This window comes from Mesorhizobium sp. NFR06, assembly GCF_900115245.1.
In the GTDB taxonomy this organism is placed as follows: Bacteria; Pseudomonadota; Alphaproteobacteria; order Rhizobiales; family Rhizobiaceae; genus Mesorhizobium.
Genome location: NZ_FOVT01000001.1, coordinates 541,774 through 563,325 on the forward strand (window position 1 = coordinate 541,774; position 21,552 = coordinate 563,325).

Consider the following 21,552-nt stretch of genomic DNA (forward strand, 5'->3'; position numbering starts at 1 on the left):
ACGTACGCGCCGCCTCTCGGCGGCAACGGAAGGAGGCAGGGATGGCCGAACGGTCTTTTGCCAAGGAAGTCGAAAAGCTGAGGTTAGGGGCCGGCGAGGAATTCGCCGGCGAGGGCATCCTCGCCATCACCAAGGCGCTGCTCCAATGCGGCGTCGGCTATGTCGGCGGTTACCAGGGCGCGCCGATCAGCCATCTGATGGATGTGCTTGCAGACGCCCAGGACATTCTGGGCGAGCTCGGCGTCCATTTCGAGGCGAGCGCTTCGGAAGCCACCGCCACCGCCATGCTTGCCGCCTCCGTGCATTATCCGATCCGCGGTGCCGCCACCTTCAAGTCGACGGTCGGCACCAACGTCGCCTCCGACGCTTTGGCCAATCTAGCGTCGGGAGGCGTTACCGGCGGCGCGCTGATCATCGTCGGCGAGGACTATGGCGAGGGCTCCTCCATCATGCAGGAACGCAGCCACGCCTTTGCCATGAAGAGCCAGGTCTGGCTGCTCGATCCGCGGCCGAACCTGCCCTCGATCGTCAAGGCGGTCGAGGATGGCTTCGAGCTGTCGGAAGCCTCCAACACGCCGGTCATGCTGCAGGTGCGCATCCGCTGCTGCCATGTCCATGGTCATTTCATTGCCAAGGACAACAAGCGGCCGCCAATGTCGGTCGCCGATGCGCTGTCGGCGCCGCGCCGCGACACCGGCCGCATCGTGCTGCCGCCCGCGTCCTTCCTGCATGAGAAGGAAAAGGTCGCCAAGCGCTGGCCGGCTGCGGTCGACTTTATCACGAGCCGCAAGATCAACGAGATCTTCGGGCCGGACCACGGCTCCGTCGGCATCGTCATGCAAGGCGGCATATACAATTCCGTCATTCGCGCCCTGCAGCGGCTCGGCCTCGCCGACACCTATGGCGACACCGATGTGCCGCTTTATGTGCTGAACGCCGTCTACCCGCTCGTCGACGATGAGTTTCTCGCGTTCTGCGAAGGCAAGCAGGCAGTGCTGGTCGTCGAGGAAGGCCAGCCCAACTATATCGAGCAGGCGTTTGCCGCCATGCTTCATAAGGCCGGGCGCGGCACCAAGCTGGTCGGCAAGGAGCATCTGCCGATGGCCGGCGAATATACCGGCCAGGTGATGCTCGACGGCATCGGTTCCTTCCTGCGCGCCCATGCTCCGCATCTTTTGCCGGGCGAGGTGCGCGCGCCGAACAAGCTGGGCGAGGGCGTCGACACCGCCGATCTCATCAACGTCGTTCCCGGCCGTCCGCCCGGCTTCTGCATCGGTTGCCCGGAGCGGCCGATCTTTGCCGCGACAAAGCTGGTCGAGCAGGAACTCGGCAAGCATCACATCGCCTCCGACATCGGCTGTCATCTGTTCTCGATCATGCCGCCCTTTGAGCTTGGCGCCACCACCATGGGCTACGGGCTTGGGCCGGCCTCGGCTTCGGCCTTCAATTCGCCGGAAGCAAAGCGCCGCTCGATATCCTTCGTCGGCGACGGCGGCTTCTGGCACAACGGCCTGACCTCCTCTATCGGCAACGCGGTCTTCAACAAGAATGACGGCGTCATCGTCATCGTCGACAATTTCTATTCGGCCGCCACCGGCGGCCAGGACATATTGTCGTCGCGCGCCTCGAACCGCACCAAGTCGACCAAGCATCCGATCGATGAAGCGGTGAAGGGCATGGGCGTCAAATGGCTGCGCCACATCGATCGCACCTATGATGTCGGCAAGATGCGGGCCGCGCTGCGCGAGGCGCTGACCACCGAGGAGAAGGGGCCGAAGGTCATCGTTGCCTCTTCCGAATGCATGCTCAACCGCCAGCGCCGCGAGAAGCCGCTGATCGACAAGGCGATCAAGGGCGGCGAACGCGTGGTGAAGCCGAAATTCGGCGTCGACGAGGACATCTGCACTGGCGACCACGCCTGCATGCGGCTGTCTGGCTGCCCGTCGCTGTCGGTGAAGTCGCTCGACGATCCGCTGCGCGACGATCCGGTCGCCTCGATCGACCAGAATTGTGTCGGCTGCGGCAATTGCGGCGAGGTGGCGGATGCGGCGGTGCTCTGCCCGTCCTTCTACCGCGCCGATGTCGTGCACAATCCCGGCCGCTGGGACCGTTTCCTGGAAAGCGCGCGCCGTGCCGCGATCGGCCTTTTGCAGCGCCGCCGCGAGAGCCGCCGCCTGATGTTCGCCGATGCTTGACCAGGCCTCGCCCCTGCGCCCGAAGGCGGGCGCTTCTGATGACGAGCGGGTGATAAAGCTCGCCGTGCTTGCCGTCGGCGGCCAAGGCGGCGGCGTGCTTGCCGACTGGATCACCGACGTCGCCGAGCGCAACGGCTACATCGCGCAATCGACGTCCGTGGCCGGCGTCGCCCAACGCACCGGCGCGACGATCTACTATATCGAGATGGCCCGCGACACCGGCCGGCTGCCGGTCTTCGCCCTGTCGCCGTCGCAGGGCGACGTCGACATTTTGATCGCCGCCGAACTCATGGAAGCCGGCCGCGCCATCATCCGCGGCTTCGTGACCCCCGAGCGCACGACGCTGATTGCCTCCTCGCACCGCATCGCCGCCGTCTCCGAGAAGATCGAGCCCGGCGACGGCCGTGCGTCGTCGGACAAGGTCCATGCGACGGCGCAAGCGGCCGCCAAGCGTTTCATCGCCTTCGACATGGAGAAGATCGCCGCCGAGAATGGCACCATGATTTCGGCCAGCCTGCTCGGCGCGCTGGCCGGCTCCGACGCGCTGCCCTTCACCCGCGAAAGCTACGAGCAGGCGATCGGTGCCGGCGGCCGCGGCGTCGGGCCAAGCCTTGCCGCCTTCGGCGCCGCTTGCGACCGCGCGCGCGGCATCGCGGCAGCGCCGGCTGGCGACAACGCAGCGGCAAAACCGGCCGTTGCCGAACCCAGGTCAACCGCGAGGGTCAGTGGCCCCGAAACGCTGTTGAAGAGCTGGCAAGAGCTTGCCGGCCGCGTCGCGGCGCTCCCGGAACCGCTGCGCGACATGGCCGAACGCGGCCTGAAGAAGGTCGTCGACTACCAGGACATCGCCTATGGCGGCGAATATCTGGACAGGCTGGATAAAGCTGTTGCGTTGGATAGCCCGGAGCGCGGCTTCGCGCTGTCGATCGCGGCGGCGAAACATCTCGCCAACGCCATGTGCTATGACGACATGATCCGCGTTGCCGATCTGAAGACGCGCTCGACGCGCGACAAGCGCGTGCGCAAGGAGGTCGGCGTCCAGGAAGGCTCCGTCCTCCAGGTCACTGAATATTTCCACCCCCGCATCGAGGAATTCTGCGGCACGCTGCCGGCAGGCCTTGGCAGCTACATCGAGAACCGGCCGAAGCTCGCCGCTTTCCTCGACCGCCGCATCAATCGCGGCCGCCGCATCCGCACCGACAGCTTTGCCGGCTTCGCCATGCTTTGGTTCATCGGCGGCCTGCGCCGCTGGCGCCGCCGCCTGCTGCGCCACAGGATCGAGATCGAGCACCTGGAACGCTGGTACGAACTGGCCCTCAACCACGTTCGCGACGACTACGCGCTGGCCACCGAAATCCTCAACTGCCGCCGATTGATCAAGGGCTACAGCGACACCCACGCCCGCGCCCAGTCGAAATTCGACCGCGTGCTGTCGGCGCTTCCCCTGCTCAAGGGCCGTGACGACGCCGCCGACTGGCTCCGCCGCCTGCGCGACGCGGCGCTCAAGGACGAGAAGGGCGATATGCTCGATGGCGCGCTGAAGACGGTGGCGACGCTTGGCGATAGCCCGGCTTTATAGACGTTGAACTGCCGCCTATTCAGTCGCTTCCCGTCCCGAGACCTGCTCGACGAGGATGCGAAAAAAGACGTGCGGCAGGCTGTCCGACAGGGGAGGCGTGACCGGCTTGAGCGCGCCGGGCTCCCACCAGTCCGTGTGCTTGCTCAACACCGCCCATGCGTGGTCGCGCTGAACCTTGTGGCCAACCCGGTCCGGCAGTTCCTCGTAGCGGCCTTCGATCACCACGCTTCTCCATCCGCGCCCTTGCGTGTGTTCTTGCACCTGGGCGCACACCAGGGGATTGGCCCGCATCCAGTCGATCTTCTTGCCCAGCAGGGAGAACGCATAAAGGTGACTGTCGGCATAGGCGTAGTTGAAGGGCACGACGTAGGGTTGTCCGTCCTTCGCGCATGCCAGATGTCCGGTGCGGTTGGCTGCCAGCATTTTCGTGCATTCCAAGGTGGAGAGCGTGCGGATCATCATCGCTATGATCTCCCATCTGGCCTTCGGCCTCGAGAAACTCCGGTCGGTTCTCATCAACGCTAGCGCAGGACACATCCTGGCTCATTGATATGGATCAATTCGATATGGGGCGAAGGCCGAGGCTTGCCATCTCAACAGCGCGGCTTCGGCGGGCGTGGAGATGCGAACCGCGAGCCGTTGCATGCCGAACCGCTCCGTGCGGGAACTTCGACCCGATCTGACGAAAATGTGATCAGTCTCGCTCCGACGGAATTCGGCCGCGCCCTCCGTTTCAGCGCGGTAGGGATGAATCACGGAGACGAACCTTATGATCACCAGATATTTTCTGCCTCTTGCGATGTCTGCCGGCACGTTGATGCTGTCCAGTCTCGGCTCGCAGGCCATGCCGATGGCCAAGCCCAGCGCGACCTCGCCGATCGAAACCGTCGGCTGGCGCTGCGGTCCCGGCTGGCATGTGAACCGCTGGGGCAAATGCGTGCCGAACGGCCGCCGGTTCATCCGGCCGGTGCGCCATTGGCACCTCGGTTCCTGGTACCACCATCGCTGGCACCCGGGCTATTGGAGCTGGTGATCTCTTTCAGGGGATAGACACCCCGCTGGAAACGGCGCGGGCGTTTTTTGTTGAGCTCTCGCACGAGGGGCCATCTCGTTGAAAGCGTTCGTGAATGGCCGAAGCCCCTCAGCTTCGTCATCCACGGGCGGAGCGGGAGCGAAGCGGACGCGGAGACCCGAGGATCCATTCCGTGACTTTAGCGGGGGGAGGCAGCGGAGCAGAATTCTGCACCGCGGCGACGCCTCAGCTTCACGGAATGGATTCCAGGGTCTGCGCGCGTCGCTTCGCTCCTTGCTCCGCCCTAGAATGACGAATGACAGCAGACGCCGCAGCTATCGCCGATGAACAGAATCGAGGCTAACACCACCAGATCCGGCATCGGCTTCACTCCCGCCGAACCCGGAAACACCCTGTCGCCGAGCACGGGGGGCCGAAAGCCCGAGCTGGTCGGCTGAAAGGCCCTTCAGAACAGCCCTGACATCGCTGGTCGGCGCCATATCACGCTGCGTGTAAAGCTGAGCCGGGCTTCAATCCGGGCCAGTCGGCGATGACACGGCCGCCTTTTATCGCGCCGCAGTCGCGCGGGCCTTCCTTGCCGCCTGTGGTTCGCGCGCCCGGCTCGTGCTATCGTCATTCTGGGAGACGGCGGACGCGCCGTGAGCGCCCGCACGCTCCCCATTGTGGGAGGATCAAATGGCTTACTACGTACTGCTGTCGGATTTCACTGATCAAGGTATCAAGACCATCAAGGATACGCAGAAGCGTGCTGAGGCTTTCAAGGCGATGGCCAGCAAGAGCGGCATCAAGGTTCACACCCTGTTGTGGACGCTTGGTCAACATGATGTCGTGGCGATTGCAGAAGCCGACGACGACATTGCCGCGACCGCGCTGGCTCTGTCGATCGCATCGCTAGGCAACATCAGAACCCAGACATTGAGAGCGTTCGATACGGCAGATATGACCAAGATCCTGGCGAAGATGGCCTGACCGCCACTGTGCTGCCCTGCGCAGGCGATTGAACCCCGCCGCTGGACCGAATGGCGGCACGGTTTTCCCCGAAGCGAAAACCCCGGCGCGAGCCGGGGTTTTTGTGACCTTGCGAAGCTGCAGGCCTTGCCGGGACAGTAGCCGGGATCGGATCAGGCAATCAGGTTCTTCATCGGCTTAACCGCGGCGGACTCCGGAAACACCTTGTCGCCGAGCACCGCCGCCGACAACCCGAACTGGTCGGCGAGCAGGCCCTTCAGCACACCCCTGACATCGCTTGTCGGCGCCAGGTCACGCTGCTCGTAAAGCTGAGCCGGCTTCAACCCGGGCCAGTCGGCGATGACGCGGCCGCCCTTGATCGCACCGCCGGCGAGCAGCACGACCGTGCCGGTGCCGTGATCGGTCCCGACCGTGCCGTTGATGCGGGCGGTCCGCCCGAACTCGGTGATGGCGACGATCGCCGTGTCCTTCCAGCTTGAGCCGAGCCCTGTCTCGAATTCCTCGAAGGCGCCGTCGAGGCCGCCGAGCAGGTTGGCGAGCCGCCCCGTGGCGCCGCCTTCATTGACATGCGTGTCCCAGCCGTCGAAGGCGAGCGCCGCGATGCGCGGCCCGTCATCGGCCGCCATTAGCTTCGCCGCGCCACGCGCGGACTGTCGCATGCAGGCGGCGTTGTCGAGACCGCCTCTCGGCTTCATCATCTTGCCGTCGAGCTGGCCGCCCATTGCCATGCGGTCGGCGTCGAGCCCCTTTTGCAGGGCCGCCGCCAGCACCGGATCGCGATGGTTGTAGAGGTCGAGCACGCGTTCGGCCAGCGCGTCGCCGGGCGTCGGCAAGGCCTGCGGCGCCCAGCCGAGCACGGCTGCGGCACCGCGGATCACCAGCGGTGTCGACGGCCCGACCGCGAGCCCACCGGCCTTCGCTATCCTGTCGCCCGCCGGCAGGCTGGCTAAAGCCCGGTTGAGCCAGCCTGTCGTGGCATTGCCGGGGCCGGGCAGGCCGCTTTCCAGCACGTCCTGGCCGTCGAAATGCGAGCGGTCGCGGTAGCCGGTCGCGGCCGCATGCACCACCGCGGCCTGCCCTGCCTTGAACAGGCGCGCAAACACCGGCATTGCCGGGTTGACGGCGAAGAAGCCGTCGAGCGGCAATGCCGGGTTGGCGCCTGAGAGCGACACCGCGATGTCGCCATGCAGGCCGGCATAGTCGGGGTCGCCGACCGGCCCGATCGTCGACAGCCCGTCCAGCGCGCCGCGTAAGACGATGACGATAAGGCGCGGGTCGCGATTGTCGGCGGCGCGCGCGAAGCGCGGCAGGTAGGCCCAGGCAAACAGCGCGCCGCCGGTCATCAGCACCGCGCGGCGGGACAGGCTGGGGGTTTCGCAAAGAAGGCTCATGGATTCATCTCCATTGCTAAGTCACCGTCGCTGGAATCACCGTCGCTGGAATTCCGGGGCCATCAGCAGCAGCGCCAGCCCCTGCTGTCTGGACTCGGCGCGCGAAATCGCCTGCCGCGTCTCGGCCGATACGGACGCGCCGATCAGCGACGCCAGCATCTCGTTGGGATCGCCGATGTCGTCCGCCTGCTTGGCCGCCTGCCAGGCAATGTCCAGGCGCGTCTTGAGGCCCTCGGCGGAGGCCCATGCATCCGTCTGGTCGGCAAAGCCGTTCGGTCCGGGCGGCTGCCACAGCGGTTCGCCAAGCGCCCTCAGCCAGCGAAGCGACCGTTGCGGTTCGTTGCCGGCGGTTGAGCCGACCGCGCGCCGCAGCGCCACGACATAGTCGAATGGCGAGCGCAGCTTGGCGAGCGGCGTCGACCAGGCCTCGGGCATGTCGATCAGCGTCAGCGCGATCGACCGCAGGTCGCCGTCCGTCTTGGTGAAGACAGCGGCCAGGCGGGCGACGGCCGCCGGCGGCGGATCGTCCGCGATGAAATGGCGGGCCAGCTTGGCGGCGATGTGCCGCGCGGTGGCCGGATGGCGGGCAATGTCGTTGAGCGCGGCTTCCGCCTGGCCCATGCCGCCGTCTGGATAGGTCTTGCCGAGCAGCATCGCCTTGCCGGGCTGATGCGCATTGGCGTTGAATACGAAAGTGCCGGGTTCGCCCAGCCGCCCCTCGCGGCCTGCCATGGTCCAGCCGGTCAGCATGCCGGCGAAACTGGTGACGTCGGCTTGGGCATAACCGCTGCCGACACCGAGTGTATGCAACTCCAGGATCTCGCGAGCGAGGTTCTCATTGAGGCCGCGGCCGCGTTTTTTGCCGGCGCGCGAGTCCGGCCCGATCGATTGCTGGTTGTCGAGAAAAAACAGCATTGCAGGATGGTGCTCGACGGCCAAAAGCATGTCGGCGAAGCGGCCGAGCACGAAGGGGCGGATCGCCTCGCGCTCGAAGGCGCCTGCGCAGGCCCGCACGACCGGTGCCTTGGCGGCGGAAACGCAGAAATGGTTCGACCAGAAACCGACCAGCCGCTCAACGAAGCCGGGTGTCGCGGCGAGCGCCTTGTCGAAGCGGGCCTGCGCTTCGCCGCGATAGATATCGGCCTCGACACGCGGCACCGCGGGTTTGGCTTTTGTCTCCACCGGGCTGGCTGGATCATCCGCGGCCATCGTCCGCATGGTGGGCGCCGCCTTCTCGTCCCGAGCCGCCTTGCGCTCCATGGCTGCCGCCATGCTGGCCTGGATCGCGGCGGTACTGTCCAGCAGCCCGGCATTCTTCGGGTCGTCGGGGAAGATGAGCGCGATGTCCTGCTGCTTGAGCTCGGCCTTGACGTAGCCGCGCGGATCGGCGGCGATCCTGCCAAGGTCGTCGCCGGGCTTTGCACCGAAGCCGAAGCGGTTGAGTGCGACCAGGGCTGCATTCGGCGAGACGGAAATTGAAACGGGTGCGGCCAATGAAGCCTCCGCCTGAAGCCGACGCCGATCGCGTCGGCCGACATGTTCCATGATACGCAAGGATGCTCATGGCGCCGGCCGCAGCACCGGCGTCATGAGCGGGCCGTCACCAGCGGCGCCAGTGGTGCCAGCGGTGGTAAGGATGCCAGACCGGGCCGATATAGACGCGCGGTCCGCCCCAGTAATAGTAGCCGGGATAGATCACGCGGCGACTGGGGACACAGCGGCCCCAGTAGTTGGGATGCCAGCCCGGACCGCAACCCCAGGCAACATGCTCGACAAGCGCCGGCGCCGCGGGTGCGGCCGGCGCGAGCGGCATTGCCGAGGCGGCGCTTGCCGCTGCGGTCCCGCCGACGGCGAGTACCGCCGCGATCGAATATTTCGTCAGACTGTTCATGGGATGCTCCCGAAAGTTTCGAGGTTGAAGAGAACCTGACCGCCAAAGGCGGTCGCAGGCCTGTCCCTCTTTCCCTTGAACGGTGCGTGCTCGTCCTTTCCGTCGCTGCCTACGGCGATTTTTTTGCGGGCGGCTGCCAGCCCGCACGCCGCAGCAGGGCATCGGCCAGCAACTGACGGTCCTGCGGTGAGCTCGACGCCGCGAATTCGATGATGCGCTGCTCCAGCCGGGTGCGGATGGTGGCATCGGCATTGCGCGCGCGCTCGAGCGCTGCCGCAAGGGCGGTGGTGTCGAGCGTCGGCTGCCGCAGCAGATTCGCCGCCTCACGCCGCGCGGCCTGGCCGTCGAGGATCACGTCCCGCGATTCCCTGCGCACCTCGCGCAGCGCCTGGCGAAACAGCTTGCGGTCGGCGGCAGGCAGCCGGCCGCCCGCCGCTTCCAGCGAATAGCCCGGATTGGATTTGCCGATCAGCCAGCCTGCGCCGCCGGCGAGCGCGCCGATCAGAAAGACGTTGAGCACCAAGGATGCCGCGACGAGACGGGGGTTCATAGGTCCTCCTCGGCCTGGTCGGCGTCGGGACCGGCATCGCCGAACGACGTCGCATTGGCATCCATCACATAATGGTCGGAGGCAGCGTCCGGGGTAACGACCATCACCAGCGCCAACCCGGCCACGGCGCCGGCGAGGCCGACACCCGCAAGCCCGAAGCCCAGCCACCAGAACCGCCGGCTGCGCACATGCCTGACCTCGCTCGCCGCCCGGGCGACAATCGCGCCATGCAGCGCCAGGCTGGGTGCTTCGACCCGGTGCCGGTCGAGGAGGGCGTCGAGCCTGCCGGCGCGCGCCAGGATGGCGCGGCCTTCCTCGCTATCGGCAAACGACGAGGCGGCTGCCTGCTCGGCCGCCGGCCAGCGATGCAACGCGCCGCCATAGGCATCCGCCAGCGCGGCGAAGCGCCGGGCATCCATCGGCCCGCCTGTGCTCTTTCTTCCGTCAGCCATTTCGTTCCCCCTTCCACCATCTTGACGTGGCCCCCCACGCGTTGCCCGCAAAGCCGGCAATTTCCTCGCTCTCTCAGTCATCGCCATCGTCTCCGGCGAGCATGGCCTGCAAAGCGCGACGACCGCGCGCCAGCAGGCTCTCCAAGGCATCGACGCTGACTTGCATGGCGCCGGCGGCCTCGATGTTGGACAGCTCCTGATAATAAACCAGCACGATCGCCTCGCGCTGGCGCGGCGCGATGCGCTGCAGTGCTTGGCTGATCCGCCGCGCTTCGTCGCCCGGCATGGCATCGGGAAGCGGCGCCGCATCGGCCACCTTCGGCAATTCGTCCGTCGTCCATTCGCGCCGGCGCCGCAGCCGATCGTAGCAAAGGTTGAGCGCGACGCGGTGGATCCAGGTGTCGAAGCGCGCGTGCCCCTGGCGCCAGCCCGAGGCATGGCGCCAGATGCGCACGAAGGTCTCCTGGGCGACGTCCTCGGCCTCCGCCGCGTCGCCGAGCATCCGGTTGGCCAGAGCCAGGATGCGCGGCAGCTTGCGCGCCACCATCGCCTGCACGGCGGCGGGGTCGCCGGCACCGACGCGGCGAACCAGTTCCTCGTCCGGATCGGCGCCCATCAAGCTGGGCGCTCCCAATGATCATCGTGCCGCATAACCTCTCGGTCATTGCTCCTGATTGGGAGCGGTTTTGTGGCCCGGCCTCTCGTCGGCGCCGAGGGCGCCGTCGCCGTTCTTGTCGAGCCTGGCGAAGCGCTTGGCGAGCAAGGCGTCGAGCTCGGCCTTGTCGACGAGGCCATCCTTGTCGGCGTCCATGCGCGCGAAGGATTTGGCTGGATCGCCCTTGGCCTTGCGATCAGTCTGGAACGCCGTCCATTCGGCAAGGCTGACCTTGCCGTCATTGTCCGTATCCGCGCGCATGAAAGCCTTCTCCCGACGCGTCTCGAACTTTTCCAGCGTCAGGCCGGACTTGGCGGCGGGAGCCGAGGTGGCCGGCGTCGGCTGCGCCGGCGCAGGGGTCGGCGTCGTTGTCTGGGCGACCGCGGCCGCGGTCTGCAAACCGAGGGCAACGACGAATATCGTGTGGCGGATCATGCTCTCGTCTCCGGTTGGGCGGGGCCATTGGCGGCCACGCTTCAGCCGTTGAACGCGGCGACGAGCAAAATCCGTCGGTCTCTTTTTCGACCGGACAATGGGTCCATCGTATCCGGCGTGGCCGGGCCGGGCCCGAAGGAGAAGCGACCGCTATTTCGGTTGATCGACCACCACCAGCTGGTCCGGCTTGAAACCTGCATGTTGCGGGGTCCAGACGTCGCCCTCGCGGTTGAACCAGTGGCACAGATACGTGCCCGAGGCCGCGCCGTCGCTGACGGTCATGTCGGGGCCTCCGGATTTCAGCCTGACGACGTCTCCGGTCTTGAAACTATTGGGCATTTTGACCTCCCATGCTGAGGCCATGAGTTTTCCACCAAACCTGAGTCGCGACAATGGTCGATGCAGCTCGACCGTTCGGCGCAGAAAACCGGGAGGGAAGAAACTGGTGCGTTGCGTGACTCGATCATGCGGCCCAAGCATGACGAATTAGCGGGCGCGGGAGCAGGATTGCCTCCAGCCGCTTGCAGCCCGGAAGCGCCCGTTCCGCTTTCGGCCGCTGTGCAAAGCAGGTCGCCAGGCCGCACGCGAAGCGCATGGGAGAGGGCATCGTTGCAACCGCGACGATCACTCCGGCACCCCGGCGATGCCCAGCGCCTCGACGTAACGCTCGGCGAACACCTTGTCCCGCCACGGGTTGATCTGTCTCTGCAGGGTGAGCGTGAAGGTCGGGAACGCCTCCATCAGCCGCCGAGCCGCCGCCTGCGCCTCGTCCAGCCGGTTGAGTTTGACCAGCGCCATGATCACCACCCGGTGCGAGGTGCCGTAGTTCGGCATCTCCTGCAGCGCGCGTGCTCCCCATGCCAGCGCTTCCTCATAGCGCTCGAGCATCAGGTAGCTCATCCCGATGCCGGAGAGCGCGATGCCCTTCTCTGGGTCGACCGGGCTCAGCCGCATTGCCCTGTGAAAGTGCTCGATCGCGACGAGCGGGCGGCTGGAATGTGCGTTCACCCAGCCGCTGCTCGTATGGCCCTGCGCCGAATTGGGGTTGAGCAACAGGGATCTCTCTATCGTGCCCAACGCCATCTCGTAGTCCTTCGCGCTGTAGGCGAGCACCTGCGCGGCGAAGCGTAGGCTGGTGGGGTCGTCGCGCGCTTCCGCCAGTACCTCGCGCGCCATGCGCACGGCGACCCGGACATCGTCGGGCTCGTGCCAGCACTGGCTCACGGATACGCTGCGGATATAGGCGCCCAGCCCCTTTGCCAGGTTGAAGCCAGGGTCGATGCTGAGCGCCTCGTTGGTGAGCCGGCGCACGTCGGCAAAGCCTTCGCGCGTCATGCTGTAGAAGCGCGGCAGCGCGCGAAGATAGAGGTCGTAGGCGCTGATGTAGTCCGTTGGCTTCATGCGCGCCTGCTTGATCTGCTCCAGCCGGATGCTCGGCTCGACAGCGCCGACGACGCTCTCGGTCACCTTGTCCTGCAGGTCGAAGATGTCGCCCACGTCGCCCTCGAAGCGGTCGGCCCAGACATGGTGTCCGCTGATCGCATCCACCAGCTGCCCACTGATGCGAACCCGCGATCCTGCTCTGCGGATGCTGCCTTCGAGCACGTAGCGGACGCCCAGCTCGCGCCCAACCTGGCGCAGGTCCACCGCCCGGCCCTTGTAGGTGAAGGACGAGTTTCGAGCGATCACGAAGAAGGAGTTCACACGGCTCAATCCCGTGATGATGTCCTCCACCAGCCCGTCGGCGAAGTATTCCTGGTCGGGGTCTCCGCTCATGTTGGTGAAAGGCAGAACCGCGATCGAGGGTTTCTCGGGCAGGGGAGGCGGCGCAGCCACCGAGGCGCTGGCGTCGGTCTCGACGCGATAGGCGCGCACAGGCCGCTCGATGTTCTTGAGGCGCAGGTCGCCGAGCAGCGTGAAGCCGCAGTCGAGCTTGCCCTGAAGGTGGTCGTATGCGGTGCCCGAGACGACCACGGTGCCAGGATCGGCGATGCTTTCGAGGCGGGCGGCGATGTTGACCCCGTCGCCGTAGAGGTCGCCGTCCTCCTCGCAGACCACGTCGCCCAGATTGACGCCGATGCGGAAGCGAATCCGCTCTTCCTCGGGCGTCTCCGCCTCGTGCTCTGCCAGGGCCTGCTGGATCGCCATCGCCGAGGTCACCGCGTTAACGACGCTCGCGAACTCGCACAGCATGCCGTCGCCGGTAAGCTTGACGATCCGACCCTGGTGCTCGGAGACCAGCGGCTCGAGGAGGTCCTTGCGGTAGATCTTCAGCCGCTCGAGCGTGCCGCGCTCGTCGCGCTCCGTCAGTCGCGAATAACCGACCACGTCGCAAGCCATGATCGCTGCCAGGTGACGCTGCGTGGTCATCGCACCGCTCGGCAAAGCGCCTGCACGCGGGCCCCCCCGCGTCCATGTCCGGCCAACTTCCAGACGCCTCACCTGCATGGTATCCATCTCTCCCAGTCTCCGCCGGTCGCCGATACAGGACGGAGAACGCAGCCTGACCTTGCCCTCACAATACTTCGCTATCCCGCTTGCGAGGCGTGGAGCGTTCCAGTCGCGCGCTAACAGCCAACCGTCGACACGCCCACGCAGCCCCTCTGGGGACGCTGAAACGCCACTTCCAGAAGGGCGGGGATATTCCCTGCCCTGTGTAACCGGTTGACGCCACTGCGGCGGTGCTTTTGTATCGGGCATCACACCAGACATTCGCGCTCGGAGGCGCTGAGGTCGGCTAGCGGCGCAATCCGGCTGTCCGACGCCGGAGTGTGTCCGCTTGAGGCGACCCCCGGGTCGGTTTGTGGCGAATCCAGATCCGCCCAACAGGTGTATGGTGTTGGAAACAACAGGCTTTTAGGAATGGACTGGTGCCGCTTGCGTGACTCGAACACGCGACCCCATCATTACGAATGATGTGCTCTACCAACTGAGCTAAAGCGGCCCGGGAAGCATCGCGCTTCCAGAATGGCTGCGTGATAGACTCAACCGCTCGCTAATTCAAGATGGCTGCGGCGAATTCCGGCCCGGGATTTGCGGCATATGAGTGCGGCCGGCATCCACGGGCTTTTTCGCGAGCGGGCTGCTTTTACACCCGGATGACCGCACGGGCCGCGCCGGCGGTGACGAAAAATGTTGATTCTTCAACAGAAAATGCAGAAATGGCTTTGAATGTGGCAAGGCGCGGCCGTTGATTGATCGCTCGCCTGGGCCTAACGATCAGGGAACTGTGAGCGAACGCGCAGAGGGAGCTCGCTTGGACGCCATCGAGAAAGCGATCCGCAATGCCTTCGAGAAAGGCAATGCCGAGGACAGGGCGTTTCGCGAGAGGGTCTATCGATCCGCCTTTGCCGCGCTCGACCGTGTCCTGCAGGCCAATCCGAACGTCACGGTGGAAGCCGCCATCACCCGCCGCAAGGCGGTGCAGGCCAAGATCACCGAGATCGAGTCCGAATTCCTGCCGGCCGTCCCCGATGTGACCCTGCCGCCGGAGAACGTCGCGTCGGCCGGCAATGCAGCGAAAGGCCAACGCGCCGACGCTCCGGCCGCGTCTCCCGCCCCGTGGGTCGACGCGCCGCTGCCACCATCGCAAACGGCGTCGTCGCCTTCGATCACCGTTGACGGCCCGGTACAGCCCGATGCGTCGGACCTGCCGCGCTCGCGCGTGCTGCCGCGTGTGCCGGACATCATGCCGGATGAGACGGCGCTTCCCGATGCGCCGTTGCTCGATGATTCGCCGGGAGCTCCCGTCGGCAACGGCGCCGAGGTCGCGCCTGACCGCGACGAGCGGCGGATCCGAGGGCGGCGCCTGCCGCTGACCGCCATCTTCGTCGTCGCGACGCTGCTCGCGGCGGTCGGCATCGGCGGCTATTTCGCGATCCAGACCGGGGTCTTCAAGACGGCCGCTCAGCTCGACACCGGACCGCCGGAACCGACGCCGACGCTAGACAGCGAGGACTCCTCGCAGCCGGCCGAGGCCGGCTCGCCGCAGAAGCCGGGCGAAGCCGACCAGTCGAAGAACTGGATCAACGTCTTTTCGCCCGCCGATCCAACCCATGTCAGCGCGCCCTCCGACGCCGGTGCCGAGGTGATGAAGGACGACACCGGTCAGTTCCTGCGCATCCGCTCGGGCGCGTCGGGCTCGGCCATTGCTTTCGATGTCGGCCAGGGCATTCTGGAGAAGCTTGCCGGCAAACATGCCATGTTCGACATCGTCGCCCGCTCGGAAGAGGGCAAGGAAACGCAGATATCGGTCGACTGCAATTTTGGCGATCTCGGCGACTGCGGCCGCAAGCGCTACGCGGTCGGCCACGAGCGCAACGAATATCTGTTCGACGTGCAGTTCCCGAACAAGCACCCGGGCGCCGCCGGCACCATCGCCGTCAACTCCGATTTCGACAAGCAGGGCAAGTCGGTCGACATCTACGAGATCCGCGTTTCGATCGCGGAATAATCGTCGCGACGCTTTCGTTTCTCCTGTCGGGGCGCGACGAATCGCGGGCGTCTCTTTATTCGTCGAGCGTGTATTCCGACGATGTAAGGAGTTTGGCGCCCACGGCCACTTGGAGGAGAAAATGAGTGCTTCTCGTCCTCAGACGAACGACGCCGAATTGATCAGGGCATTGGTCGAACAATGGGCCGAGGCCGTCCGCCGAAAGGATATGGACGGCATTCTGCGCCATCACGCACCGGACTTCATCATGTTCGACGTGCCGCCGCCGCTGCAATCCAGAGGCATCGAGGCTTATCGCGACACCTGGCCGCTGTTCTTCGCCGCCTCGCCGCAGCCGCCTGTCTTCGAGATCGTCGATCTGAAGATCACGGCCGGCACCGACGTGGCATTCGCGATCGCGCTGATGCGCTGCCTGGTCGTAGCGGACGGCAAATCAAGCGATCTCGATTTTCGGCTGACCATCGGCTTCGAGAAGATCGCTGGCCAGTGGACCTTCATGCACGAACATCATTCCGTGCCGGCGACCGACTGACCTTGTTGGAGCAATTCCAGGAAAAGTGTGAACAGGTTTTGCGTCCGCAATTGCATCAAACAAGGGGGCAGAGCGGTACGCCGTTTCCGTGAAACGGTAAAACGCTCTAATCCAGCAGCGCCTGCAGCGTCTCGATGCGGTCGGCCTCGGCCGCCGGCTTGTCCCAGCGCAGCCGCGATATCCGTGGAAAGCGCATGGCGACACCCGATTTATGGCGCGTGGAGCGGTTGAGGCCTTCGAATGCCACTTCCAGCACCAGGCCGTTCCTGCGGTCGGCGCGCACCGAGCGAACCGGCCCGAACCGTTCAGTCGTGTTGTCGCGGACATATTTGTCGATCTCCCTCAGCTCCTCGTCCGTGAAGCCGAAATAAGCCTTGCCGACCGGCACCAGCTCTTCCGAACCCTCCGGCCCGGACCAGACGCCGAACGTGTAGTCGGAATAGAAGCTCGAGCGCTTGCCGTGGCCGCGCTGCGCATACATCAGCACCGCATCGATGGTGTGCGGATCGCGTTTCCACTTGAACCAGGGTCCTTTCGGCCGGCCGGCGAGATAGGGCGAGTCCCATCGCTTCAGCATCACCCCTTCGATGATCGGATGCGGCGGCGCCTGGCGCAGCCGCTCCAGCGTCTCCCAATCGGAAAACGCGACCAGCGGCGAGAGGTCGAAACGGCCGGGGTCGAGCGTGTTGACGAAGGTCTCGAGCCGCTTGCGGCGCTCGGCGAAGGGCAGGGCGCGCAAATCCTCGCCATCGATCTGCAGCGCGTCGTAGCAGCGCATGAAGGCCGGATATTGCTGCTGGATCTTTGGCGACACGCTCTTACGGTTCAGCCGCTGCTGCAGATCGGAAAAGGTTCCGGTTGCCTCGCGCGGGTCGCCGACCAGCAGTTCGCCATCGAGCGTCGCTTCGAAGTTCATTGCCGCGGCAAGGTCCGGAAAGGCGCCGGACACGTCGTCGCCGGTGCGCGAATAGAGCCGGCGCACGCCGCCTTCGCACACCGCCTGCACACGGATGCCATCCCATTTCCACTCGGCCGCATAATCGGCCGGGTCGAGCTTTTCGAGGTCGCCGTCGTCGATGGCGTTGGACAGCATCACCGGCCGGAACAGCGCGAGCGCCGCACTCCGCGGCTTTTCCGCTTTGCCTTCCAGCCAGGCGAACAACTCGGCATAAGGCGGCGTCAAGCCGTGCCAGAGCTCCTCGATCTCGGCGACGTCGACTTTGCCGAGGTCGGCCAGCGCCTGCTTGGCGAGCCGCGCCGACACGCCGATGCGCAAGCCCCCGGTCACCAGCTTGATGATGGCGAAGCGCGCCGAGATGCCGCCGTCGTCGAGTAGCCGCGCCAGCACCTTCGGCCCATCCGACCGGCTGGCCGCCTGCAGCTTGCCGACCACTTCGGCAAGCGTCGGCACATGATTGGGGATATGGCTCTGTGGTTGCGGCCAGACCAGCGACACGGTTTCGGCGAGGTCGCCGACATAGTCGTAGGAATAGCCGAACAGCACCGGATCCATGCGCTCGACCACCAGCGCACGCAGCATCGCCGGCTTCACCGCCGCGATCGACAGGTCGCCGGTGATCGCCGCCAGCGCCAGCCCGCGGTCGGGATCCTCGACGCTGCGGAAATAGTCGGTGAGCAGCGTCAGCTTGCCGTTGCGCGACGGCGTCAGCACGAGGCGGTCGAGGAGTTCGGCGAAGCGGTTCATGGGGAGGCGGGCCGCGCAAATAGGCGAGGTTTGCGTTCCTTCGCGCCCCCCTCTGTCCTGCCGGACATCTCCCCCACTCGGGGGGAGATCGGATGTCGCCGTCGCTTTCGCCAATCGCCAACGTTGCGAAGGAAGCGCCGGCGGCCAAACCGCCAATCTCCCCCCTTGTGGGGGAGATGGCCGGCAGGCCAGAGGGGGGCGCCGCAGAGCGCAACGCTAGCGATTGTCGAAACCACTTCGGCCATCAATCGCCCTCGTCCTCATACCCCACCAAATGCAGCGGCCTCGCCGCGATGCCCTCCAACTCGCACCAGCGCACCAGCGCTTCCTCGCGGCCATGCGTCACCCAGATTTCCTGTGCGCCCGTTTCCTTGAGCGTGATGATCAGTTCATCCCAGTCGGCATGGTCGGAAATGATCAGCGGCAGCTCGACGCCGCCCTGCTTGGCGCGTTGGCGGATGCGCATCCATCCCGAGGCAAAGCACGAGATCGGGTCCGGGAAACGCCGCGCCCAGCGGTCGGCGAAGGCTTGCGGCGGGCCGACGACGATGGTGCCGGCGAAATCGGCCTTCGCACCGCTTTCGACGGTCGCCGGCTCAAACCGGCCGAGATCGATCCCCTGGCTTTGATAATATTCGCTGAGCTTCGCCAGCGCACCATGGATAAAGATCGGCCTGTCGTAGCCGGCGTCGCGCAACAGATGCATCACACGCTGCGCCTTGCCGAGCGCATAGGCGCCGATCAGGTGCGAGCGCTCGGGAAATTGCGCCGCCGATTTGAGAACGCGCGCGATCTCCTCGTGGTCCGGCGGATGCCGGAACACCGGCAGGCCGAAGGTCGCTTCGGTGATGAAGACATCGCACCGGACAGGCTCGAACGGCAGGCAGGTGGCGTCCTTCTGCCGCTTGTAGTCGCCCGAGGCGACGATGCGCATGCCCTGGTGCTCGACGGCGATCTGCGCCGAGCCCAGCACATGCCCCGCCGGATGGAAGGTGACGGCGACGCCGTTGATGTCGACCGTTTCGCCAAGCTCGGCCGCCTGTGTCGCTCCGGCGAAATCCTCGCCATAGCGCAGGCCCATGATGTCGAGCGTCTGGCGCGTCGCCAGCACCGAGCGGTGGCCGGAGCGCGCATGGTCGGAATGGCCGTGCGTGATCAGCGCGCGCTCGACTGGCCGCACCGGATCGATGAAGAAACCGCCGGGCGGGCAATAGAGGCCTTCCGGCCGGGGTTTGAGCAGGTCGCTGGCGCGCATCGCCCCAAGATAGTGGCTAAATTCGGCGCGGGAAGCCTGTTGCAAGAGACTGCTGACTCGTCCTACAGCCGGCCACCGGCCCGTCTCGCCGGCAGGAAACTTCGTCAATGAAACCGCTCCAGGTCTCGTCGGGCGAATTGAACGCCGATCGTCGCGCCGATTTCGCCGAGATGCTGCTCGCCTCGGGCGAGCCCGGGCAGGCGGCGGAGCTTTTGCTCGGCGCGCTGGAGCTTGCGCCGCGATGGGCCGCCGGCTGGTTTCGCCTCGGCGAGATGCATGAGGCGGCTGGCCATTTCGACCAGGCCGCCCAGGCGTGGGCCATGGCGCTGAAGCTGGAGCCCGCGGACCGCCTTGGCGCCAGGCTGAAGCTTCAGCTGATCGGCAAGGCGCCCGCCGCCGCGACGCCGCCGAGCGCCTTTGTCGAGACCTTGTTCGACCATTATGCCGACAGTTTCGAAGCATCGCTTGTTCAGAAACTCGGCTACGGACTGCCGAATTTCCTCGGCCAAGCCATCCGCAAGGCAAGGCCCGGCCGGTTTCGGCTGGCCCTCGACCTTGGTTGCGGCACCGGCCTGATGGGCGAAAGGCTGCGCCCGTTCGTCGACCGGCTGGAGGGCTACGACATTTCAGCCGGCATGCTGAAGAAGGCGAAAGCCAAAGGCATTTACGACCTGCTGGCCAAGGCCGACCTTCAGCATTTCTCCCACGCTGGCGCGCGAGCTGACCTCGTGGTCGCAGCCGACGTGTTCATCTATTTAGGCGCGCTTGAACGCATCGTCGCCGCGGTTGCCGATGCGCTCGCCGATGACGGCGTCTTCGCGTTCTCGGTAGAGACCATTGCCGACGGAGATGACTTCGCCTTGCTGCCGTCGCGGCGCTATGCGCACTCAGAAATTTATGTGCGGCGCGTTCTCGCCGCCAGCGGGTTTACGATCCTGTCGCTGGAGAGCACGACCATCAGGCATGACCGCGGCGAGCCTGTGCGAGGGCTGGCTGTAATAGCTGGTCGCAAGATGGCGTAATGAGGCACCTGTTGCTGCGAAAAAGCCCGAATCGCGTGCCGGGTTGCGCATGGGCGGATACCGCACGGAGGGTTACCATGCGCTGGACCATGATTGCGTTGGCGTCTTGCCTGACGGTGGCAGGCTGTGTCGGCGGCACATCGATGGCCGAGCGTCAGGACGAGGATGTCCAATCGTCGTTGCAATATGACGATGTGCCTTGCGATCAATTGCTGGCGCAGCGCAATCAGTTGGCGCAGCAGAACAACCTGCCGGTCACCGCCAAGCCGACCTTCTCCAATCCGGCGATGGGCTTCGGCCCGTTCACGCCGGACATGCGCTCCAAGGCACAGCGCGACCGCAACAAGGCAAGCGGCGAGATCGATGCCATGAACCGCTCGATCGAGCGCCGCGACTGCGGCAAGCCGAAGAAAAAGGAGACATTTGGGCTGCCTGGCTCGAAGCCGCCGTCGCCGGCTCAGTAGCCTGCTTCGCGATCGACCAGATTTTCGAGCTTTTCGCCGCGCTCGAAGGCAGCCATCTGGCGAAGCATGATCGGCACCAGATGGGCGGGGTCCGACGTCGCCGCCGCATGCGGCGTGACGAACACTTTCGGATGGCTCCATAGCCGGCTGGTCTTCGGCAGCGGCTCGACCTCGAACACGTCGAGGCTCGCTTCCTTCAGCGTGCCGTCCTCCAGCGCGCGCAATATGTCGACGTCCTTCTGCAGTCGTCCGCGTCCGGCATTGATCATCACGGCGCCGCCAAGCGCGTTGCGCCGGCGCAATTCCTTGAGCAGCCCGTAGTTCACGATGCCTTGCGTGCGCGGCGTGAGCGGCAACAGCACGACCAGGATATCGGTGGCATTGAGGAACGGAATCAGCCCCGCCTCGCCGGCATAAGTTGAAACACCCTGCATCGGCCGCTCGGTGCGCGACCAGCCATTGACCGCGAAGCCGAGCGAGAGCAGCACCGAGGCCGCGGCGCGGCCCAGATGGCCGAGGCCCATGATGCCGACGGAGATGTCGCCGGCCGGGCGCTGCGGCGGCTCGTGCCAGGTCTTCTTGGCCTGCTGGGCGCGGTAGAGCATGCCCTGGCGGTGATGGTCGAGCACCCGCCATACGACATATTCGGTCATGTATTGGGTGAGATTGTCGGCGACGACCTTGACGATCGGCACGTCGGGCAGGCCGGGATCGGCAAAGATGTGGTCGACGCCGGCGCCGATCGAAAAGATGGCGCGCAGATTGGGCAGCGACTTGAGAAGGTTGGGCTTCTGCTTCCACACCACCGCATAGGTTATCGACGGGTCTTTAGGGCCGTTCGGTTCCAGCACGACCTCGCGCTCGGCCGCGAGCAGCTCATGCCAGCGCTGCGGGTGAAAGCCGGTGACGGCAAGCAGGACTTTGCCTTTTTCCATTTGCGGATTTTCTTCCCTGTTCTGCCAGTTCGGTCG

General features: G+C 65.7%; 21 protein-coding genes, 1 tRNA gene and 1 pseudogene. 8 read left to right on the forward strand and 15 right to left on the reverse strand.

Annotation, left to right across the window (positions count from 1 at the left end; genetic code table 11):
* Window positions 1–41: 41 nt before the first annotated feature.
* Both F3H96_RS02555 and F3H96_RS02560 read left to right on the forward strand, forming a co-directional pair.
* Window positions 42–2,195 carry an indolepyruvate ferredoxin oxidoreductase subunit alpha gene (locus tag F3H96_RS02555; RefSeq protein ID WP_149790355.1) on the forward strand — a complete coding sequence of 718 codons (2,154 nt, stop codon included), beginning with the start codon at window positions 42–44 and terminating at the stop codon, window positions 2,193–2,195.
* Window positions 2,188–3,774, forward strand: a complete 1,587-nt coding sequence (locus tag F3H96_RS02560; RefSeq protein WP_149790356.1) for an indolepyruvate oxidoreductase subunit beta family protein — start codon at window positions 2,188–2,190, stop codon at window positions 3,772–3,774. The genes F3H96_RS02555 and F3H96_RS02560 overlap by 8 nt, the downstream gene beginning before the upstream one ends.
* Before the next feature lie 15 nt (window positions 3,775–3,789).
* Here F3H96_RS02560 and F3H96_RS02565 read toward each other — a convergent pair whose 3' ends face one another.
* The gene (locus F3H96_RS02565) at window positions 3,790–4,236 is read right to left on the reverse strand and encodes a pyridoxamine 5'-phosphate oxidase family protein (RefSeq protein ID WP_149790357.1); all 447 of its coding nucleotides are present in this window, start codon (window positions 4,234–4,236) and stop codon (window positions 3,790–3,792) included.
* A gap of 307 nt (window positions 4,237–4,543) precedes the next feature.
* On the opposite strand from F3H96_RS02565, the gene F3H96_RS02570 reads away from it, so the two are divergent.
* The gene (locus F3H96_RS02570; protein ID WP_149790358.1) at window positions 4,544–4,807 is read left to right on the forward strand and encodes a hypothetical protein; all 264 of its coding nucleotides are present in this window, start codon (window positions 4,544–4,546) and stop codon (window positions 4,805–4,807) included.
* 283 nt (window positions 4,808–5,090) lie between these two features.
* On the opposite strand, the pseudogene F3H96_RS30940 reads toward F3H96_RS02570, so the two are convergent.
* A pseudogene (locus tag F3H96_RS30940) lies at window positions 5,091–5,362 on the reverse strand (hypothetical protein); the annotation flags it as partial.
* A gap of 120 nt (window positions 5,363–5,482) precedes the next feature.
* On the opposite strand from F3H96_RS30940, the gene F3H96_RS02580 reads away from it, so the two are divergent.
* Entirely contained in the window at window positions 5,483–5,776 is a 294-nt protein-coding gene (locus tag F3H96_RS02580; protein WP_149790359.1) for a GYD domain-containing protein, read from the forward strand.
* A 152-nt stretch (window positions 5,777–5,928) separates the two neighbouring features.
* Here F3H96_RS02580 and F3H96_RS02585 read toward each other — a convergent pair whose 3' ends face one another.
* The 10 genes from F3H96_RS02585 to F3H96_RS02630 all read right to left on the reverse strand — a co-directional run bounded on the left by F3H96_RS02585 (window position 5,929) and on the right by F3H96_RS02630 (window position 14,094).
* Window positions 5,929–7,167, reverse strand: coding sequence for a DUF1501 domain-containing protein (locus F3H96_RS02585; protein WP_149790360.1), 1,239 nt, complete (start codon window positions 7,165–7,167; stop codon window positions 5,929–5,931).
* Window positions 7,168–7,203: 36 nt separating this feature from the next.
* Window positions 7,204–8,643, reverse strand: a complete 1,440-nt coding sequence (locus F3H96_RS02590; protein WP_244619895.1) for a DUF1800 family protein — start codon at window positions 8,641–8,643, stop codon at window positions 7,204–7,206.
* Window positions 8,644–8,767: 124 nt separating this feature from the next.
* Window positions 8,768–9,058 carry a hypothetical protein gene (locus F3H96_RS02595; RefSeq protein WP_149790361.1) on the reverse strand — a complete coding sequence of 97 codons (291 nt, stop codon included), beginning with the start codon at window positions 9,056–9,058 and terminating at the stop codon, window positions 8,768–8,770.
* A gap of 109 nt (window positions 9,059–9,167) precedes the next feature.
* Window positions 9,168–9,608, reverse strand: a complete 441-nt coding sequence (locus F3H96_RS02600; protein WP_149790362.1) for a periplasmic heavy metal sensor — start codon at window positions 9,606–9,608, stop codon at window positions 9,168–9,170.
* A complete protein-coding gene (locus tag F3H96_RS02605; RefSeq protein ID WP_149790363.1) occupies window positions 9,605–10,060 on the reverse strand; it encodes a hypothetical protein in 456 nt (151 codons plus the stop codon). The genes F3H96_RS02600 and F3H96_RS02605 overlap by 4 nt, the downstream gene beginning before the upstream one ends.
* A 73-nt stretch (window positions 10,061–10,133) precedes the next feature.
* Window positions 10,134–10,676: an RNA polymerase sigma factor gene (locus tag F3H96_RS02610; protein WP_149790364.1), complete on the reverse strand. Its 543-nt coding sequence runs from the start codon at window positions 10,674–10,676 to the stop codon at window positions 10,134–10,136.
* 45 nt (window positions 10,677–10,721) lie between these two features.
* A complete protein-coding gene (locus F3H96_RS02615) occupies window positions 10,722–11,150 on the reverse strand; it encodes an acid-shock protein (RefSeq protein WP_149790365.1) in 429 nt (142 codons plus the stop codon).
* A 150-nt stretch (window positions 11,151–11,300) separates the two neighbouring features.
* On the reverse strand, window positions 11,301–11,489 hold the full coding sequence (locus F3H96_RS02620; protein WP_149790366.1) for a DUF2158 domain-containing protein: 189 nt from the start codon (window positions 11,487–11,489) through the stop codon (window positions 11,301–11,303).
* A 285-nt stretch (window positions 11,490–11,774) separates the two neighbouring features.
* Window positions 11,775–13,520, reverse strand: a complete 1,746-nt coding sequence (locus tag F3H96_RS02625; RefSeq protein ID WP_149790367.1) for an adenylate/guanylate cyclase domain-containing protein — start codon at window positions 13,518–13,520, stop codon at window positions 11,775–11,777.
* A gap of 498 nt (window positions 13,521–14,018) precedes the next feature.
* A tRNA-Thr gene (locus F3H96_RS02630) sits at window positions 14,019–14,094 on the reverse strand.
* 312 nt (window positions 14,095–14,406) lie between these two features.
* Between F3H96_RS02630 and F3H96_RS02635 the strand changes: the two genes are divergently transcribed.
* Entirely contained in the window at window positions 14,407–15,603 is a 1,197-nt protein-coding gene (locus F3H96_RS02635) for a hypothetical protein (protein WP_188131259.1), read from the forward strand.
* 121 nt (window positions 15,604–15,724) lie between these two features.
* Window positions 15,725–16,135: a nuclear transport factor 2 family protein gene (locus F3H96_RS02640; RefSeq protein ID WP_149790369.1), complete on the forward strand. Its 411-nt coding sequence runs from the start codon at window positions 15,725–15,727 to the stop codon at window positions 16,133–16,135.
* 106 nt (window positions 16,136–16,241) lie between these two features.
* Here F3H96_RS02640 and F3H96_RS02645 read toward each other — a convergent pair whose 3' ends face one another.
* Both F3H96_RS02645 and F3H96_RS02655 read right to left on the reverse strand, forming a co-directional pair.
* A complete protein-coding gene (locus F3H96_RS02645; RefSeq protein ID WP_149790370.1) occupies window positions 16,242–17,840 on the reverse strand; it encodes a cisplatin damage response ATP-dependent DNA ligase in 1,599 nt (532 codons plus the stop codon).
* 244 nt (window positions 17,841–18,084) lie between these two features.
* On the reverse strand, window positions 18,085–19,095 hold the full coding sequence (locus F3H96_RS02655; RefSeq protein WP_149790653.1) for a ligase-associated DNA damage response exonuclease: 1,011 nt from the start codon (window positions 19,093–19,095) through the stop codon (window positions 18,085–18,087).
* A gap of 107 nt (window positions 19,096–19,202) precedes the next feature.
* Here F3H96_RS02655 and F3H96_RS02660 point away from each other — a divergent pair, with 107 nt between their 5' ends.
* The gene (locus tag F3H96_RS02660; protein ID WP_149790371.1) at window positions 19,203–20,117 is read left to right on the forward strand and encodes a methyltransferase domain-containing protein; all 915 of its coding nucleotides are present in this window, start codon (window positions 19,203–19,205) and stop codon (window positions 20,115–20,117) included.
* 77 nt (window positions 20,118–20,194) lie between these two features.
* Window positions 20,195–20,581, forward strand: coding sequence for a hypothetical protein (locus F3H96_RS02665; protein ID WP_149790372.1), 387 nt, complete (start codon window positions 20,195–20,197; stop codon window positions 20,579–20,581).
* Here F3H96_RS02665 and F3H96_RS02670 read toward each other — a convergent pair.
* On the reverse strand, window positions 20,575–21,516 hold the full coding sequence (locus F3H96_RS02670; RefSeq protein ID WP_149790373.1) for a glyoxylate/hydroxypyruvate reductase A: 942 nt from the start codon (window positions 21,514–21,516) through the stop codon (window positions 20,575–20,577). The genes F3H96_RS02665 and F3H96_RS02670 overlap by 7 nt on opposite strands.
* Window positions 21,517–21,552: the final 36 nt, after the last annotated feature.

Bases quoted from the DNA above. Each gene is read 5' to 3' on its own strand.
- F3H96_RS02655 (WP_149790653.1), bottom strand. From the start codon at position 19,095: ATGCGCGCCAGCGACCTGCTCAAACCCCGGCCGGAAGGCCTCTATTGC.
- F3H96_RS02665 (WP_149790372.1), top strand. From the start codon at position 20,195: ATGCGCTGGACCATGATTGCGTTGGCGTCTTGCCTGACGGTGGCAGGC.
- F3H96_RS02570 (WP_149790358.1), top strand. From the start codon at position 4,544: ATGATCACCAGATATTTTCTGCCTCTTGCGATGTCTGCCGGCACGTTG.
- F3H96_RS02610 (WP_149790364.1), bottom strand. From the start codon at position 10,676: ATGGGCGCCGATCCGGACGAGGAACTGGTTCGCCGCGTCGGTGCCGGC.
- F3H96_RS02555 (WP_149790355.1), top strand. From the start codon at position 42: ATGGCCGAACGGTCTTTTGCCAAGGAAGTCGAAAAGCTGAGGTTAGGG.
- F3H96_RS02605 (WP_149790363.1), bottom strand. From the start codon at position 10,060: ATGGCTGACGGAAGAAAGAGCACAGGCGGGCCGATGGATGCCCGGCGC.
- F3H96_RS02585 (WP_149790360.1), bottom strand. From the start codon at position 7,167: ATGAGCCTTCTTTGCGAAACCCCCAGCCTGTCCCGCCGCGCGGTGCTG.
- F3H96_RS02645 (WP_149790370.1), bottom strand. From the start codon at position 17,840: ATGAACCGCTTCGCCGAACTCCTCGACCGCCTCGTGCTGACGCCGTCG.
- F3H96_RS02620 (WP_149790366.1), bottom strand. From the start codon at position 11,489: ATGCCCAATAGTTTCAAGACCGGAGACGTCGTCAGGCTGAAATCCGGA.
- F3H96_RS02600 (WP_149790362.1), bottom strand. From the start codon at position 9,608: ATGAACCCCCGTCTCGTCGCGGCATCCTTGGTGCTCAACGTCTTTCTG.
- F3H96_RS02670 (WP_149790373.1), bottom strand. From the start codon at position 21,516: ATGGAAAAAGGCAAAGTCCTGCTTGCCGTCACCGGCTTTCACCCGCAG.
- F3H96_RS02580 (WP_149790359.1), top strand. From the start codon at position 5,483: ATGGCTTACTACGTACTGCTGTCGGATTTCACTGATCAAGGTATCAAG.
- F3H96_RS02615 (WP_149790365.1), bottom strand. From the start codon at position 11,150: ATGATCCGCCACACGATATTCGTCGTTGCCCTCGGTTTGCAGACCGCG.
- F3H96_RS02640 (WP_149790369.1), top strand. From the start codon at position 15,725: ATGAGTGCTTCTCGTCCTCAGACGAACGACGCCGAATTGATCAGGGCA.
- F3H96_RS02560 (WP_149790356.1), top strand. From the start codon at position 2,188: ATGCTTGACCAGGCCTCGCCCCTGCGCCCGAAGGCGGGCGCTTCTGAT.
- F3H96_RS02660 (WP_149790371.1), top strand. From the start codon at position 19,203: ATGAAACCGCTCCAGGTCTCGTCGGGCGAATTGAACGCCGATCGTCGC.
- F3H96_RS02595 (WP_149790361.1), bottom strand. From the start codon at position 9,058: ATGAACAGTCTGACGAAATATTCGATCGCGGCGGTACTCGCCGTCGGC.
- F3H96_RS02565 (WP_149790357.1), bottom strand. From the start codon at position 4,236: ATGATGATCCGCACGCTCTCCACCTTGGAATGCACGAAAATGCTGGCA.
- F3H96_RS02625 (WP_149790367.1), bottom strand. From the start codon at position 13,520: ATGACCACGCAGCGTCACCTGGCAGCGATCATGGCTTGCGACGTGGTC.